The organism is Pseudomonas sp. 8(2025), from assembly GCF_052665325.1.
In genome coordinates this window covers 427,680-441,302 of sequence record NZ_JBQOIE010000003.1, presented here as the reverse complement: position 1 = coordinate 441,302, position 13,623 = coordinate 427,680, and the positions used below count along the sequence as shown (strand labels likewise).

The window sequence follows — 13,623 nt, the reverse complement described above, 5'->3', positions numbered from 1 at the left end:
CATGCAGCGCTGGTGCAAGGGCGCTGGGCCGTTTCGCGAGCGAGCCGTTCCTACAGACCGCGATCAGGCCTGGTGCAGGATCGAACGGTCCACACGTACGGCCAACTGGCCGCTGCCCGGCTTCGCGTTGAAGGCCACGTTGCCATGTTCATCCACGCTGGCTCGGGCGATCGGGGCGCCGTTGAGCAGCAGCTCCAGTGGTGCATCCTTGAGAGACTGGCCGGAGGCCAGTTGCAGTTTCAGGTTGATAGCCATGGTGATCTCCTTATCAGGCGTTGCTGTCGATGAAGTGGCTGGCGTTCTTGTCGATGGAGCCGACCAGCTCCGGTGAACCACCACGGAACTGGCGGAACACATTGCGCCCGGTGGCGCTGCTGTTGCTGGTACCGGCCGGAATGCTCAGGGTTGGCTGGAAGCTGTCGCTCAGTTCCACATAGGCCGACCAGGGGCCGATGTAGGACTCGTTCAACCCGTTGGTTTCGCTGAGGGCGTAGCGCACCGCGTGGCCTGGCAGCCAGTTGGGTTCGCTGGGGCTGTGGCTCTGCCAGCCATCGGCGAGGATCACCGGAACCGCGCTGGGGGTTTCCAGGTAGCCGGTCGGCTTGTTCGGGCTGTAGTTCTGCAGCAGCAGGTAGGTGCTCCAGCCCCACCAGTTGTCGATGGTCTTGCTGTCATTGAGGTTGTTGACGTCGCTGCGGCGCAGGACCTTGTCGCCACTCATCACGAACAGTGGCGAGAAGTTGCCGGTTTTCGCGGCATTCAGGTCCGGCAGGGTTTTCAGGGCTGCGTAGCTGGCGGGTGCGGGGAGGTTGCCGCTGAGGTAGCTGGCGAAGATTTCGTCTGCCGAACTCTGCACAGCCATCTTCACTTGCTGGCGATTGCGATGGTCGACGCTGTCGAAGTAGCGCTTGTCGCCATAGGCGTGCCAGCGATCGCCCTGGGCGTTGCTGACATTCAGGCCGAACTTGCTGTCCTCGTCATGCATGAAGCGGGTAATCAGCGAACCCAGGTCGCTGGGGGTGACGACCGCCGCCACCTGTTTGCGCGGCACCCGTACGTGGCCGGAGGAAAACAGATCGGTGAGGAAATGGTCGGCGAAGGCGTTCATTGCGTAAGCCAGTTCCAGTTGCTTGTCGTCCGCGCTCTTGCCCGCCAGTACCGCTTGCTGCAGCGCTGCGGTATGCCCTGCGGTGTAGGCAGCCAGGGCCCACTCGCCGAAGTGATCGGCGTTGTTGGCCGCCAGCTTCAGGTAGCGCCCCAGGGGGAACAGGGCGGATACCACGCTGCCGCCCCCGGTTATCTTGTTCCACTCCTCGGACAGGGTGTCGCCCAGGGCGTCATAGGCTTCATGGGGCTGCTTGCCGTCGCGGATCGCCTGGTTGGCGGCGACGATTTCCTTTTGCATCACCGCAAGGATCTGCCGGGCTTCGTCTTTCGCGGCCGGCAGTACCGCAAGGGAGTTGAACGCCGCGATAAAGCGCTGCACTCGATCACTGGGGGTTGCACCTTCGCAGATCGGCTGCTCGGGAATGCCATAGAAGTCGCCCCCCAGGGCCACCACCTGGCCGTAGGTCAGCGCCAGGCCGTTAGGTAGGTGCAGTTCGACCTGCCACGCCGGGATGGCCGGTGCATCCTTGACGAAGCGCAGCAGGGTGCTGTCGCCGATGGCTGTGTGTTCGCCGCCCTCGAAACGCAGCTGTGGCTGGCCCTTGGTGGTTTTTTGTGCAGAACGAGGCAGGTCTTCCGGGCGGTGGTACTTGATGGTGTGGTGGCCATCGGCGACCAGTACCAGGGTGTCGCCATCGCCGGAAATGGCGATGCCTTGTTCACTGAACAGGCGGTCCAGGTCGGCGACGATCTTGCCCGCGTGTTGTGGCTGTTGCTGCTTCTGTGCAGAGAGTCCTGACATTTCTAGCTCCTTGATATGTCATGGGGATATTTCCTTATTTAACTGTATGCATATACAGTTAAATCGAGCATAGAGGAAAACGTTTTCCCGTCAAGAAGCGAATGCACCGCTGCAGCATTTTTTCTTTCGCCTCGCAATGGAGCCGCAGGCTGGGTACTGCGTGGGGCAGGCAGATCCCATGGAAGCGAGGCTCCAGACGCCAGCGTGCGGATTGAATTATCATTAGCGCCCTAACGACAGGCTCAAGGTCCACCCGCCCATGCTGGCTATTTTTCTCGAAACCCTGACGATCACGGCGCCGGTCTTTGCCATGTTGCTGCTCGGCCTGTTGCTCAAGCGGGTGGAATGGATCGACGACAACTTCATTCATACGGCCTCGGCCCTGGTGTTCAACGTCACCATGCCGGCGCTGCTGTTTCTCGGCATTGTCCATGCCGACCTGCATTCATCGTTGAAACCCGGGGTGCTGATCTATTTCTCCTTGGCCACCCTGGCGTGCTTTGGCTTGGCCTGGGGCTGGGCGATCTGGCGTTGCCCCAAGGCCGACCGCGGGATCTATACCCAGGGCGCGTTTCGCGGCAATAACGCAATCATCGGCCTGGCCCTGGCAGCCAGCATGTACGGCGATTACGGAATTTCCCTGGGCGCAGTGCTCGCAGCCCTGGTGATCCTGTTCTACAACACCCTCTCGACCATCGTCCTGGCGGTCTACAGCCCGGTGATCAAGTCCGATCCCTGGAGCATCTTCAAGAGCGTTGTCAGCAACCCGCTGATTGTCAGTGTGCTGGTGGCCGCACCGTTCGCCTACTGGCAGATCGGCATTCCCAACTGGCTGGAAACTTCGGGGCGCTACCTGGCGCAGATGACTCTGCCCCTGGCGCTGATCTGCATTGGCGGCACCTTGTCCCTGGCAGCCTTGCGCAACAGCGGCGAGCTGGCGATGAGCTCCAGTTTGCTGAAGATGGTCAGCCTGCCGGCCCTGGCGACCCTGGGGGCCTGGCTGTGCGGGTTTCGCGGGGCGGAGTTGGGGATCCTGTTCCTGTACTTTGGCAGCCCCACCGCGGCGGCCAGTTTTGTCATGGCCCGGGCGGCCAATGGCAACCACGAACTGGCGGCGGCGATCATCGTCATCACCACGGTGATGGCGGCGGTGACCACCAATATCGGGATTTTCCTGTTGCAGTGGGGTGGGTGGATCTAGGTTTTGCCGCGAGCCGGCTCCTGCACGGCTATTGCGTAGGAGCCGGCAGCAGGTTCACTGCGGTTGCTGATAGGTGTCTATCACTTCCTGGGCCGCGCGAAACGCATCGATGGCCGCCGGCACTCCGGCATACACCGCGCAATGCAGCAGCGCTTCACGAATCTCTTCGACACTGCAGCCGTTGTTCAGTGCGCCGCGCACGTGGCCCTTGAGTTCCTGTGGGCACTTGAGTGCGGTCAGGGTCGCCAGGGTGATCAGGCTGCGGGTCTTGAGCGGCAGGCCCTCACGGTTCCACACACCGCCCCAGGCATGCTCGTTGACGAAGTCCTGCAAGGGCTGGGTGAATTCGGTGGCATTGCCCAGGGCGCGATCGACGAACGCATCGCCCATGACCTGGCGACGCATCTGCAACCCGCTTTTCTTGTTCTCGCTCATGGTGCTTCCTTCTTGTGTTGGCGGCGCCAGGCTCGCAGCGAACTGAACAGCAGGAACGCCACCAGCGCTGGCAGGACGAAAAACAGCATCAGGTGTTCCAGCTTGCCGGCCAGAGGCATGCCGGTGGTGAAGGACACCACATGCAGCCCGTAAGCCAGGTACAAGCCCAGGAACAGCAGGCCTTCGGCCCGGGTCACGCGGTATCCGGAATAGAACACCGGCAGGCACAGCACGGCCACGCCGAGCATGACCGGCAGGTCGAAGTCCAGGGCATTGGGCGAGACCGAAAGAGGTGTCGGTGCCACCAGGGCGGTGAAGCCCAGCACTCCCAGCAGGTTGAACAGGTTGCTGCCGATGATGTTGCCCACGGCAATCTCGCGCTGGCCGCGCAGGGCCGCCAGCAGCGAAGTGGCGAGCTGGGGCAGGGAGGTGCTGACGGCGATCACGGTCAGGCCCATGACCCGCTCGGACAGCCCCAGGTCGTCGGCCACGGAGACGGCGGCGCCCAGCAGCAAGTGCCCGGCGAAGACCAGCAGGCCGAGGCCGAGCAGGACCATCAGCAGGCTGCTGATGCGCGGTGCCCAACTGCGCTGGCCGGCCGGTGCGGGTGAGTGGGGGCGGTGCGAATGGCGGGACTGGCGCAACAGCAGGCCCAGGTACAGCACCAGGGCTGCCAGCAGGATCAGGCCGTCGCTGGGGCTGAGTTGTTCGTTGTAGGCCAGCACGAACACCAGCAGGCTGGCGCCGATCATCAGCGGGATGTCCAGGCGCACCAGTTGCCGCGAGACCCGCAGCGGGATGATCAGCGCGGACAGGCCGAGGGTCACCAGGATGTTGAAAATGCTGCTGCCGATCACGCTGCCCACGGCAATGTCGGTGTTGTCGGCCAGGGTCGCCTGCAGGCTGATGGCCATTTGTGGCGCGCTGCTGCTGAAGGCGACGATGCTCAGGCCGATGATCAGTGGGCGCATGTGCAGGCGTGCAGCCAGGCGGATGGCCGCGCGCACCAGCAGTTCGGCGCCAGCGATCAGCATCACCAGGCCGCTGATGAGCTGGATCAGGCTGAGCAGGGGCAGTTCGGCAAAAGCGGTAATGGCGTGGGCTCCCGGGGTCAGTCGCTGAGGGCTTGGACGCGGACTTTGGCAGTTCCGCTGCGCAGCATGTCCAGTTGTTGGGCGGCGGCGCGGGACAGGTCGATCAGGCGGCCTCGGGTGTGCGGGCCTCGGTCGTTGATACGTACCACGACGCTCTTGTCGTTGCCCAGGTTGGTGACCTGTACCCGGGTGCCGAATGGCAGTTCGCGGTGGGCGGCGGTCAGGCCGTTCTGGTCGAAGGGCTCGCCACTGGCAGTGCGATTGCCGTGGTGCCGAGCGCCGTAATAGGAGGCGGTGCCGGTTGTGTCATAACCTCGGGGGTCGATGACGTGGCTGGTGGCGCAGCCGGTGAGCAGAGCGAGCAGGGCGCTAGTGGCAACCAGACGCTTCATTCGGGAGCTCCGATGGTTGATGTGGCGAGGGAGCGTACTCCCGCTGGTCTGTCTGGCAGACCGCAAGCCGACGGCGATGTTCCTTGCTGGAGCGGCGCCGGCCGGTTTGCAGTCGCTGTCGGACCGAGCGGGAGCACGCTCCCTCGTCACGCGCAAGCGGCCGGGGCCGCTTGCGGTTAAACCGCGATCAGCCCTCGAGCTTGCTCTTCAGCAGCTCGTTGACCTGTTGCGGGTTGGCCTTGCCTTTGGATGCTTTCATCGCCTGGCCGACGAAGAAGCCGAACATCTTGCCGCGCTTGCCTTCATCGGCGGCACGGTACTGTTCGACCTGTTCGGCGTTGGCTGCGAGCATCTCATCGAGCACCGCAGAGATCGCGCCGCTGTCGGTGACTTGCTTGAGGCCACGCTTGTCGATGATCTCGTCGGCATTGCCCTCGCCATTGGCCATGGCTTCGAACACGGTCTTGGCGATCTTGCCGGAGATGGTGTTGTCCTTGATCCGCAACAGCATGCCGCCCAGTTGTTCGGCCGAGACCGGGGCTTCGTCGATTTCCAGGCCCTGCTTGTTCAGCAGGCTGCCCAGCTCGACCATGACCCAGTTGGCGGCGAGCTTGGCGTCACCGGCGATGCTGGCGACCTTCTCGAAGTAGTCCGCCTGCTCACGGCTGGTGGCCAGTACGCTGGCGTCGTAGACCGACAGGCCGAACTGCTCCTGGAAGCGCTCGCGTTTCTGTGGTGGCAGCTCAGGCAGGGTGGCGCGTACCTGGTCGAGGAAGGAATCCTCGATGACCACGGGCAGCAGGTCCGGATCGGGGAAGTAACGGTAGTCGTTGGCTTCTTCCTTGCTGCGCATCGGACGGGTCTCGTCCTTGTTCGGGTCGTACAGGCGGGTCTGCTGGATCACCTTGCCGCCGTCCTCGATCAGCTCGATCTGGCGCCGGATCTCGGAGTTGATGGCCTTCTCGATGAAGCGGAACGAGTTGACGTTCTTGATCTCGCAGCGGGTGCCGAACTCGACCTGGCCCTTGGGGCGGATCGAGACGTTGCAGTCGCAACGCAGGGAGCCCTCGGCCATGTTGCCGTCGCAGATGCCCAGGTAGCGCACCAGGGCGTGGATCGACTTGACGTAGGCCACGGCTTCCTTGGCGCTGCGCATGTCAGGCTCGGAAACGATTTCCAGCAGCGGCGTGCCGGCACGGTTCAGGTCGATGCCGGTGGCGCCGTTGAATTCTTCGTGCAGGCTCTTGCCGGCGTCTTCTTCCAGGTGCGCGCGGGTGATGCCGACGCGTTTCATGGTGCCGTCTTCCAGAGGGATGTCCAGGTGGCCCTTGCCGACGATCGGCAACTCCATCTGGCTGATCTGGTAGCCCTTGGGCAGGTCCGGGTAGAAGTAGTTCTTGCGGGCAAACACGTTGTGCTGGCCGATCTCGGCGTCAACCGCGAGGCCGAACATCACCGCCATGCGCACCGCTTCCTGGTTCAGCACTGGCAGCACGCCGGGCATGCCCAGGTCGATCAGGCTGGCCTGGGTGTTGGGCTCGGCACCGAAGGCGGTGGAGCTACCGGAGAAAATCTTCGATTGAGTGGTGAGCTGGGTATGAATCTCCAGCCCGATCACGACTTCCCATTGCATGTGTGTCTCCTCAGAAGCCGGTTGGGGTGCGGGTGTGCCAGTCAGTGTTCAACTGATACTGGTGCGCAACGTTGAGCAAGCGGCCTTCCTGGAAATACGGAGCGAGCAGTTGCACGCCGACCGGCAAGCCGTCGACGAAGCCGGCCGGCATCGACAGGCCCGGCAGGCCCGCGAGGTTGGCGGTGATGGTGTAGACGTCTTCCAGGTATGCAGCGACCGGGTCGCTGCTCTTGGCGCCGAGCTTCCAGGCCGGGTTGGGCGTGGTCGGGCCGAGGATGATGTCGACTTCGTTGAACGCGCTCATGAAGTCGTTCTTCACCAGGCGACGGATTTTCTGCGCCTTGAGGTAGTAGGCATCGTAGTAGCCGGCGGACAGTGCGTAGGCACCGACCATGATCCGGCGCTGCACTTCGCTGCCGAAGCCTTCGCCGCGGGAGCGCTTGTACAGGTCTTCCAGGTTTTCCGGGTTCTCGCAACGGTAGCCGAAGCGCACGCCGTCGAACCGCGACAGGTTGGAAGAGGCTTCCGCCGGGGCGATCACGTAGTACGCGGGGATGGCGTGCTGCATGTTCGGCAGGCTGATTTCCTTGATCACCGCACCGAGCTTTTCCAGCTCCTTGATGCTGTTGTGGATCAGCTCGGCGATGCGCGGGTCCAGGCCGGCGCTGAAGTATTCCTTCGGCACGCCGATGCGCAGGCCCTGCAGCGAGCCGTTGAGGCCGGCGCTGTAGTCCGGCACCGGTTCATCGATGCTGGTGGAGTCGTTCGGGTCGAAGCCGGCCATGCCTTGCAGCAGGATCGCGCAGTCTTCGGCGGTGCGCGCCAGCGGGCCGCCCTGATCGAGGCTGGAAGCGTAGGCGATCATGCCCCAGCGGGAAACGCGACCGTAGGTCGGCTTCAGGCCGGTGAGGTTGGTGAAGGCGGCGGGCTGGCGGATCGAGCCGCCGGTGTCGGTGGCCGTGGCGGCTGGCAGCAGGCGCGCAGCGACCGCGGCGGCGGAACCACCGGACGAACCACCGGGCACGTGTTCCAGGTTCCACGGGTTTTTCACCGCGCCGTACCAGCTCGACTCGTTGGCCGAGCCCATGGCGAATTCGTCCATGTTGGTCTTGCCCAGGGTCACGGCCCCGGCAGCGGCCAGCTTGGCGACCACGGTGGCGTCGTAGGGCGCCTTGAAGTTGTCGAGCATCTTCGAGCCGCAGCTGGTGCGGATGCCCTGGGTGCAGAACAGATCCTTGTGGGCGATCGGCGCGCCCAGCAGGGCACCGCTCTCACCATTGGCGCGACGCTCGTCGGCGGCCTTGGCCTGGGACAGTGCCAGGTCCTGGGTGAGGCTGATGAAGCTGTTGATCTGCGGATCCAGCTGGGCGATGCGCGCCAGCAGGGTCTGGGTCAGTTCTACAGAAGAGAATTTCTTGTCGGCGAGGCCGCGGGCGATCTCGGCCAGAGTCATGTGATGCATTGCAGGCTCTTTCCCTTTAGTCGATGACTTTCGGAACCAGGTACAGGCCGCTTTCGACCGCTGGTGCGATGGACTGATAGGCCTCGCGATGATTGGACTCGGTCACAACGTCTGCGCGCAGGCGCTGGCTGGCTTCCAGGGGGTGGGCCAGGGGCTCGATACCGTCGGTATCGACTGCCTGCATTTCATCCACCAGCCCGAGAATGCTGTTCAGGGCGGAGGTGATGTGTGGAAGATCGCCTTCATTGAGCTTGATGCTGGCCAAATGAGCGATTTTTTCCACGTCGGAGCGTTCAAGCGCCATGGGATTCTCCAGTGGAAAACAAAAACGGATTTCGTCCGCGTGTTAGATTGTCGGAACACTACCGCATTTCTACGGTCTTATGGCCGCGATTGTGGGGGTTGGTGCACAGAAAAGCGGCCAATTTAACATATTGGCGCCTTGCCCAAAATCCCTGTCGTTGTTAGAGTTTGCCGCACTTTTTTACCCACGCGTTGCCTAGGGTCCCTTTCCCATGTTCAAGAAACTGCGTGGCATGTTTTCCAGCGATCTTTCCATTGACCTGGGCACTGCCAACACCCTTATTTACGTGCGCGAGCGCGGTATTGTCCTGAATGAACCATCGGTTGTGGCCATTCGGACCCACGGTAATCAGAAAAGTGTTGTCGCGGTTGGTACTGAGGCCAAGCGCATGCTCGGTCGTACCCCGGGCAACATCGCAGCCATTCGTCCGATGAAAGACGGCGTGATCGCCGACTTCAGCGTTTGCGAAAAGATGCTGCAGTACTTCATCAACAAGGTTCACGAAAACAGCTTTCTGCAGCCCAGCCCACGTGTGCTGATCTGCGTTCCATGCAAGTCCACCCAGGTTGAGCGTCGCGCCATCCGTGAATCGGCCCTTGGCGCCGGTGCCCGTGAAGTGTTCCTGATCGAAGAGCCGATGGCCGCTGCGATCGGTGCCGGCCTGCCGGTTGAAGAGGCCCGCGGTTCGATGGTCGTGGACATCGGTGGTGGTACCACTGAAATCGCCCTGATCTCCCTGAACGGTGTGGTCTACGCCGAATCCGTACGGGTTGGCGGCGACCGTTTCGACGAAGCGATCATCACCTACGTGCGTCGCAACTACGGCAGCCTGATCGGTGAGTCCACCGCCGAGCGCATCAAGCAGGAAATCGGCACCGCCTACCCGGGCGGCGAAGTGCGTGAAGTCGACGTCCGCGGCCGTAACCTGGCCGAAGGCGTGCCACGTGCCTTCACCTTGAACTCCAATGAAGTGCTGGAGGCTCTGCAAGAGTCTCTGGCAACCATCGTTCAGGCGGTGAAAAGCGCCCTGGAGCAATCGCCTCCGGAACTGGCTTCGGACATCGCCGAGCGCGGCCTGGTGCTGACCGGTGGTGGCGCGCTGCTGCGTGATCTGGACAAGCTGCTGGCCCAGGAAACCGGCCTGCCGGTGATCGTTGCCGAAGACCCGCTGACCTGTGTCGCTCGCGGCGGTGGCCGTGCATTGGAAATGATGGACAAACACACCATGGACCTGCTCTCCAGCGAATAACTTCGCCGGTTGCATCTATGCTGTTGCGCTCACAGGCAGCACTTTGCAGTGCTGCCTGTGGCGTTTATCTTCTGTCAATCTGCATCCAGGCCGGTTTGATGCCGTATGAATAAACACAACATTTGCCTGGGAGGAGCGGCCTATTAAACCGCTTTTCGCCAAAGGCCCCTCATTAGGCGTGCGCCTCCTGGTGCTGGTCGTTCTCTCGGTCGCACTGATGGTGGTCGATGCCCGCTTCACACTGCTCAAGCCAGTGCGTAGCCAAATGTCGCTGGTGTTGATGCAGTCCTACTGGATCACCGACCTGCCGCAGCGGCTATGGCAAGGCGTGGCCAGTCAGTTCGGCAGCCGTACCGAGCTGGTCGCTGAAAACGAAAAACTCAAGACCGAAAACCTGCTGCTGCAGGGGCGCATGCAAAAGCTCGCGGCCCTGACCGAGCAGAACGTGCGCCTGCGCGAGTTGCTCAATTCCTCGGCACTGGTCAACGAGAAGGTTGAAGTGGCCGAGTTGATCGGCATGGACCCGAACCCCTTCACCCACCGCATCATCATCAACAAGGGTGAGCGCGATGGCGTGTTCCTCGGCCAGCCGGTGCTCGATGCCCGTGGCCTGATGGGCCAGGTGGTGGAGTTGATGCCCTACACCTCCCGCGTACTGCTGCTCACTGACACCACCCACAGCATTCCGGTGCAGGTCAACCGCAACGGCCTGCGCGCCATCGCCAGCGGCACCGGCAATCCGGAGCGCCTGGAGTTGCGCCATGTGGCCGACACCGCGGATATAAAGGAAGGCGATCTGTTGGTCAGCTCCGGTCTGGGCCAGCGTTTCCCCGCCGGCTACCCGGTGGCCACGGTCAAGGAAGTGATCCACGACTCCGGCCAGCCGTTCGCCATTGTGCGGGCGGTACCCACCGCTGCGCTGAATCGCAGCCGCTACCTGCTGCTGGTATTCAGCGATCCGCGTACCGCCGAAGAGCGTGCCAACGATGCCGCCCAGGCCCAGGAAGCCCAGGACCAGCAGGGCGTCAGCGCCGCGCCAGTGGTCCCTGCCACCGTGCCCAAGCCGGCCGCGGCGGCAAACGCCGGGGCTGCGCCCGCCACTGCGACTCCTGCTGCGCCGGCGACCCCGGCCAAACCCGCGGCTCACGCTCCGGCCAAGCCGGTCCATAAACCTGTGGTGAAACCGGCCGCTGCCAAACCACCGGCAGCAGCACCGGCCACCACCGGAGGAAGAGAATAATGGCGGGTAGCACCTATTCGCGAAATGGCTGGATCGTCTGGTTGACCTTCCTTATCGGGCTGCTGCTCAGCGTCTCGCCCCTGCCGCAGTTCATGGAGATCCTGCGTCCGCTGTGGCTGGCGCTGTTGCTGGCGTTCTGGGCCCTGGCCCTGCCGCACAAGGTCGGCATGGTCACTGCCTGGTGCCTGGGGCTGGCAGAGGATGTGCTCTATGGCACGCTGCTGGGGCAGAATGCCCTGATCCTGACGCTGATCACCTTCCTTGTACTGTCTCTGCAACAGCGCCTGCGGATGTTCCCGATGTGGCAGCAGAGCCTGGTGATCCTGGTGATCTTCGGCCTGGCGCAGTTGGTGCAACTCTGGCTCAGCGCCCTGACCGGCAACCGCCAGCCGACCCTGGCCCTGGTGCTGCCGGCCCTGGTCAGTGCCTTGTTGTGGCCCTGGGTCAGCTTCGGCCTGCGCGGCTTGCGTCGACGTTTCAAAATCAATTAATTCGGTCAGGCATTGGCCCGCACCTCGACAGGGAGATGTCTTGATGAATCCGCTTTACCTCGCTTCCGGTTCGCCTCGTCGGCGTGAGTTGCTGACGCAGATCGGCGTGCCGTTCACCGCCATCAGTGCGGACATCGATGAAACCCCGCTAGCCGATGAGTCACCTGCCGCCTACGTCGAGCGCCTGGCCCGAGGCAAGGCTGCGGCGGGGCGCGGGCTGATCACCAGCAGTGAATCCCAGGCCCCGGCCTGTGTGCTGGGGGCCGACACCGCGGTAGTGCTCGATGGGCGGATTCTCGGCAAACCGCTGGATCAGGCTGATGCGTTGCAGATGCTCATGGCGCTTTCGGGGCGTGAGCATGAAGTGTTCACCGCCATTGCCCTGCTTGACGGTGAACGCTGCGAGTCGCGAGTGGTGCGCAGCCTGGTACGTTTTCGCCCGATCTCACCTGCAGAGGCCGCGCTCTACTGGGCCAGTGGCGAGCCCTGCGACAAAGCCGGTGGCTATGCTATCCAGGGACTGGCAGCGGTGTTCGTCGCCGGCCTCAATGGCAGTTATTCCGCGGTGGTCGGCTTGCCGGTGTGCGAAACCGCAGAACTGCTCGGGCATTTCGGCATACCCTGTTGGCAAAACCTTCCAGTGCGCTAAAGCGCCGTACCCGATTGCTGCGGCCCTCTATGAACACGCCTGAACGAGACACTGCCATGAGTGAAGAGATTCTGATCAACATCACGCCGATGGAATCACGCGTGGCGGTGGTCGAAAACGGAGTGCTGCAAGAGGTTCACGTCGAGCGCACCCAGCGCCGGGGGATCGTCGGCAACATCTACAAGGGCAAGGTGGTGCGGGTCTTGCCGGGCATGCAGGCGGCCTTCGTCGACATCGGCCTGGACCGGGCGGCGTTTATCCACGCCTCGGAAATTTCCACCCGCGAAGGCACTGCGGTAGAGAGCATCAGCGCTCTGGTGCACGAAGGGCAGAGCCTGGTGGTGCAAGTCACCAAGGACCCCATCGGTTCCAAGGGCGCGCGCCTGACCACTCAGTTGTCGATCCCTTCCCGCTATCTGGTGTACATGCCGCGTACCGCCCATGTCGGTATCTCGCTGAAGATCGAGGACGAAGCCGAGCGTGAGCGCCTGAAGCAGGTCGTCAGTGATTGCGTGGCCCAGGAAGGCATCAAGGAGGCCGGTGGTTTTATCCTGCGCACCGCCGCCGAAGGCGCCGGGGCCGATGAGATCATGATGGACATCCGTTACCTGCGCCGGCTCTGGGACCAGATCGGCGCGCAGATCAAGACCATCGGCGCGCCCAATGTGATCTACGAGGACCTGGGCCTGGCTCTGCGCACCCTGCGCGACCTGGTGAGCCCGAAGATCGAGAAGATCCGCATCGACTCCCGGGAAACCTTCCAGAAGACCACGGTGTTCGTGGCCGAACTGATGCCGGAAATCGCCGACCGCCTGGAGCACTACCCCGGCGAGCGGCCGATCTTCGATCTGTACGGCGTCGAGGACGAAATCCAGAAAGCCCTGGAGCGCAAGGTGCCGCTCAAGTCCGGAGGCTACCTGGTGGTAGACCCGGCGGAAGCCATGACCACCATCGACGTCAACACCGGGGCCTTCGTCGGTCATCGCAACCTTGAGGAAACCATCTTCAAGACCAACCTCGAGGCGGCCACCGCCATTGCCCGGCAACTGCGCCTGCGCAACCTGGGCGGGATCATCATCATCGACTTCATCGACATGGAAGATGAAGAGCACCAGCGCCAGGTATTGCGCACCCTGGAAAAGCAGCTGGAGCGTGACCACGCCAAGACCAACATCATCGGCATCACCGAGCTGGGCCTGGTGCAGATGACTCGCAAGCGTACCCGCGAGAGCCTGGAGCAGGTGCTGTGCGAGCCTTGCAGCAGTTGCCAGGGGCGGGGCAAGTTGAAAACCCCGGAAACCGTCTGTTACGAAATATTCCGAGAAATCCTCCGCGAGGCCCGGGCTTATCAGGCAGAAGGGTATCGGGTGCTGGCCAATCAGAAGGTGGTCGATCGGCTGCTGGACGAAGAGTCGGGCAATGTTGCGGAGCTGGAGGGTTTTATCGGCCGGACCATCAGGTTCCAGGTCGAAACCATGTATTCCCAGGAACAATACGACGTGGTGCTGCTCTGATTCCGCGTGTTCTACATCCGTGGAAATGGCTGGCTTCAGCTTTTTGCATG

Annotated in this window: 14 protein-coding genes; 6 read left to right on the top strand and 8 right to left on the bottom strand. The window is 62.8% G+C overall.

Annotated features, from left to right (window positions below; all coding sequences use genetic code 11):
* Positions 1-63: 63 nt before the first annotated feature.
* Together ACUXVH_RS08890 and ACUXVH_RS08885 are read right to left on the bottom strand one after the other, a co-directional pair.
* Positions 64-255: a hypothetical protein gene (locus ACUXVH_RS08890; protein WP_011059242.1), complete on the bottom strand. Its 192-nt coding sequence runs from the start codon at positions 253-255 to the stop codon at positions 64-66.
* Positions 256-268: 13 nt separating this feature from the next.
* Positions 269-1,909 (bottom strand): hypothetical protein, encoded by a 1,641-nt coding sequence (locus ACUXVH_RS08885; RefSeq protein WP_015634152.1) that lies wholly within the window; start codon positions 1,907-1,909, stop codon positions 269-271.
* A gap of 259 nt (positions 1,910-2,168) precedes the next feature.
* Between ACUXVH_RS08885 and ACUXVH_RS08880 the strand changes: the two genes are divergently transcribed.
* Positions 2,169-3,110: an AEC family transporter gene (locus ACUXVH_RS08880; RefSeq protein WP_011059244.1), complete on the top strand. Its 942-nt coding sequence runs from the start codon at positions 2,169-2,171 to the stop codon at positions 3,108-3,110.
* Between the two features lie 54 nt (positions 3,111-3,164).
* Here ACUXVH_RS08880 and ACUXVH_RS08875 read toward each other — a convergent pair whose 3' ends face one another.
* From ACUXVH_RS08875 to gatC, 6 genes are all read right to left on the bottom strand, one after another.
* Positions 3,165-3,545, bottom strand: coding sequence for a carboxymuconolactone decarboxylase family protein (locus ACUXVH_RS08875; protein ID WP_011059245.1), 381 nt, complete (start codon positions 3,543-3,545; stop codon positions 3,165-3,167).
* Complete coding sequence (locus tag ACUXVH_RS08870; protein WP_026020272.1) at positions 3,542-4,606, bottom strand: calcium/sodium antiporter; 1,065 nt, start codon at positions 4,604-4,606, stop codon at positions 3,542-3,544. Before ACUXVH_RS08870 ends, ACUXVH_RS08875 begins: the two co-directional genes overlap by 4 nt.
* A gap of 50 nt (positions 4,607-4,656) precedes the next feature.
* Positions 4,657-5,031 (bottom strand): septal ring lytic transglycosylase RlpA family protein, encoded by a 375-nt coding sequence (locus ACUXVH_RS08865; protein WP_019095661.1) that lies wholly within the window; start codon positions 5,029-5,031, stop codon positions 4,657-4,659.
* A gap of 187 nt (positions 5,032-5,218) precedes the next feature.
* On the bottom strand, positions 5,219-6,664 hold the full coding sequence (gene gatB / locus ACUXVH_RS08860) for an Asp-tRNA(Asn)/Glu-tRNA(Gln) amidotransferase subunit GatB (protein WP_445494563.1): 1,446 nt from the start codon (positions 6,662-6,664) through the stop codon (positions 5,219-5,221).
* A gap of 10 nt (positions 6,665-6,674) precedes the next feature.
* Entirely contained in the window at positions 6,675-8,126 is a 1,452-nt protein-coding gene (gene gatA / locus ACUXVH_RS08855; RefSeq protein WP_053149031.1) for an Asp-tRNA(Asn)/Glu-tRNA(Gln) amidotransferase subunit GatA, read from the bottom strand.
* Positions 8,127-8,142: 16 nt separating this feature from the next.
* On the bottom strand, positions 8,143-8,430 hold the full coding sequence (gatC, locus tag ACUXVH_RS08850) for an Asp-tRNA(Asn)/Glu-tRNA(Gln) amidotransferase subunit GatC (RefSeq protein ID WP_011059250.1): 288 nt from the start codon (positions 8,428-8,430) through the stop codon (positions 8,143-8,145).
* 211 nt (positions 8,431-8,641) lie between these two features.
* Between gatC and mreB the strand changes: the two genes are divergently transcribed.
* The 5 genes from mreB to rng all read left to right on the top strand — a co-directional run bounded on the left by mreB (position 8,642) and on the right by rng (position 13,573).
* Entirely contained in the window at positions 8,642-9,679 is a 1,038-nt protein-coding gene (mreB, locus tag ACUXVH_RS08845) for a rod shape-determining protein MreB (RefSeq protein ID WP_002555108.1), read from the top strand.
* A 142-nt stretch (positions 9,680-9,821) separates the two neighbouring features.
* Positions 9,822-10,919, top strand: a complete 1,098-nt coding sequence (mreC, locus tag ACUXVH_RS08840; protein ID WP_445494643.1) for a rod shape-determining protein MreC — start codon at positions 9,822-9,824, stop codon at positions 10,917-10,919.
* Entirely contained in the window at positions 10,919-11,410 is a 492-nt protein-coding gene (gene mreD / locus ACUXVH_RS08835) for a rod shape-determining protein MreD (RefSeq protein WP_011059252.1), read from the top strand. Before mreC ends, mreD begins: the two co-directional genes overlap by 1 nt.
* A 43-nt stretch (positions 11,411-11,453) precedes the next feature.
* On the top strand, positions 11,454-12,059 hold the full coding sequence (locus ACUXVH_RS08830) for a Maf family protein (RefSeq protein WP_011059253.1): 606 nt from the start codon (positions 11,454-11,456) through the stop codon (positions 12,057-12,059).
* Positions 12,060-12,115: 56 nt separating this feature from the next.
* Complete coding sequence (gene rng, locus ACUXVH_RS08825) at positions 12,116-13,573, top strand: ribonuclease G (protein WP_011059254.1); 1,458 nt, start codon at positions 12,116-12,118, stop codon at positions 13,571-13,573.
* Positions 13,574-13,623: the final 50 nt, after the last annotated feature.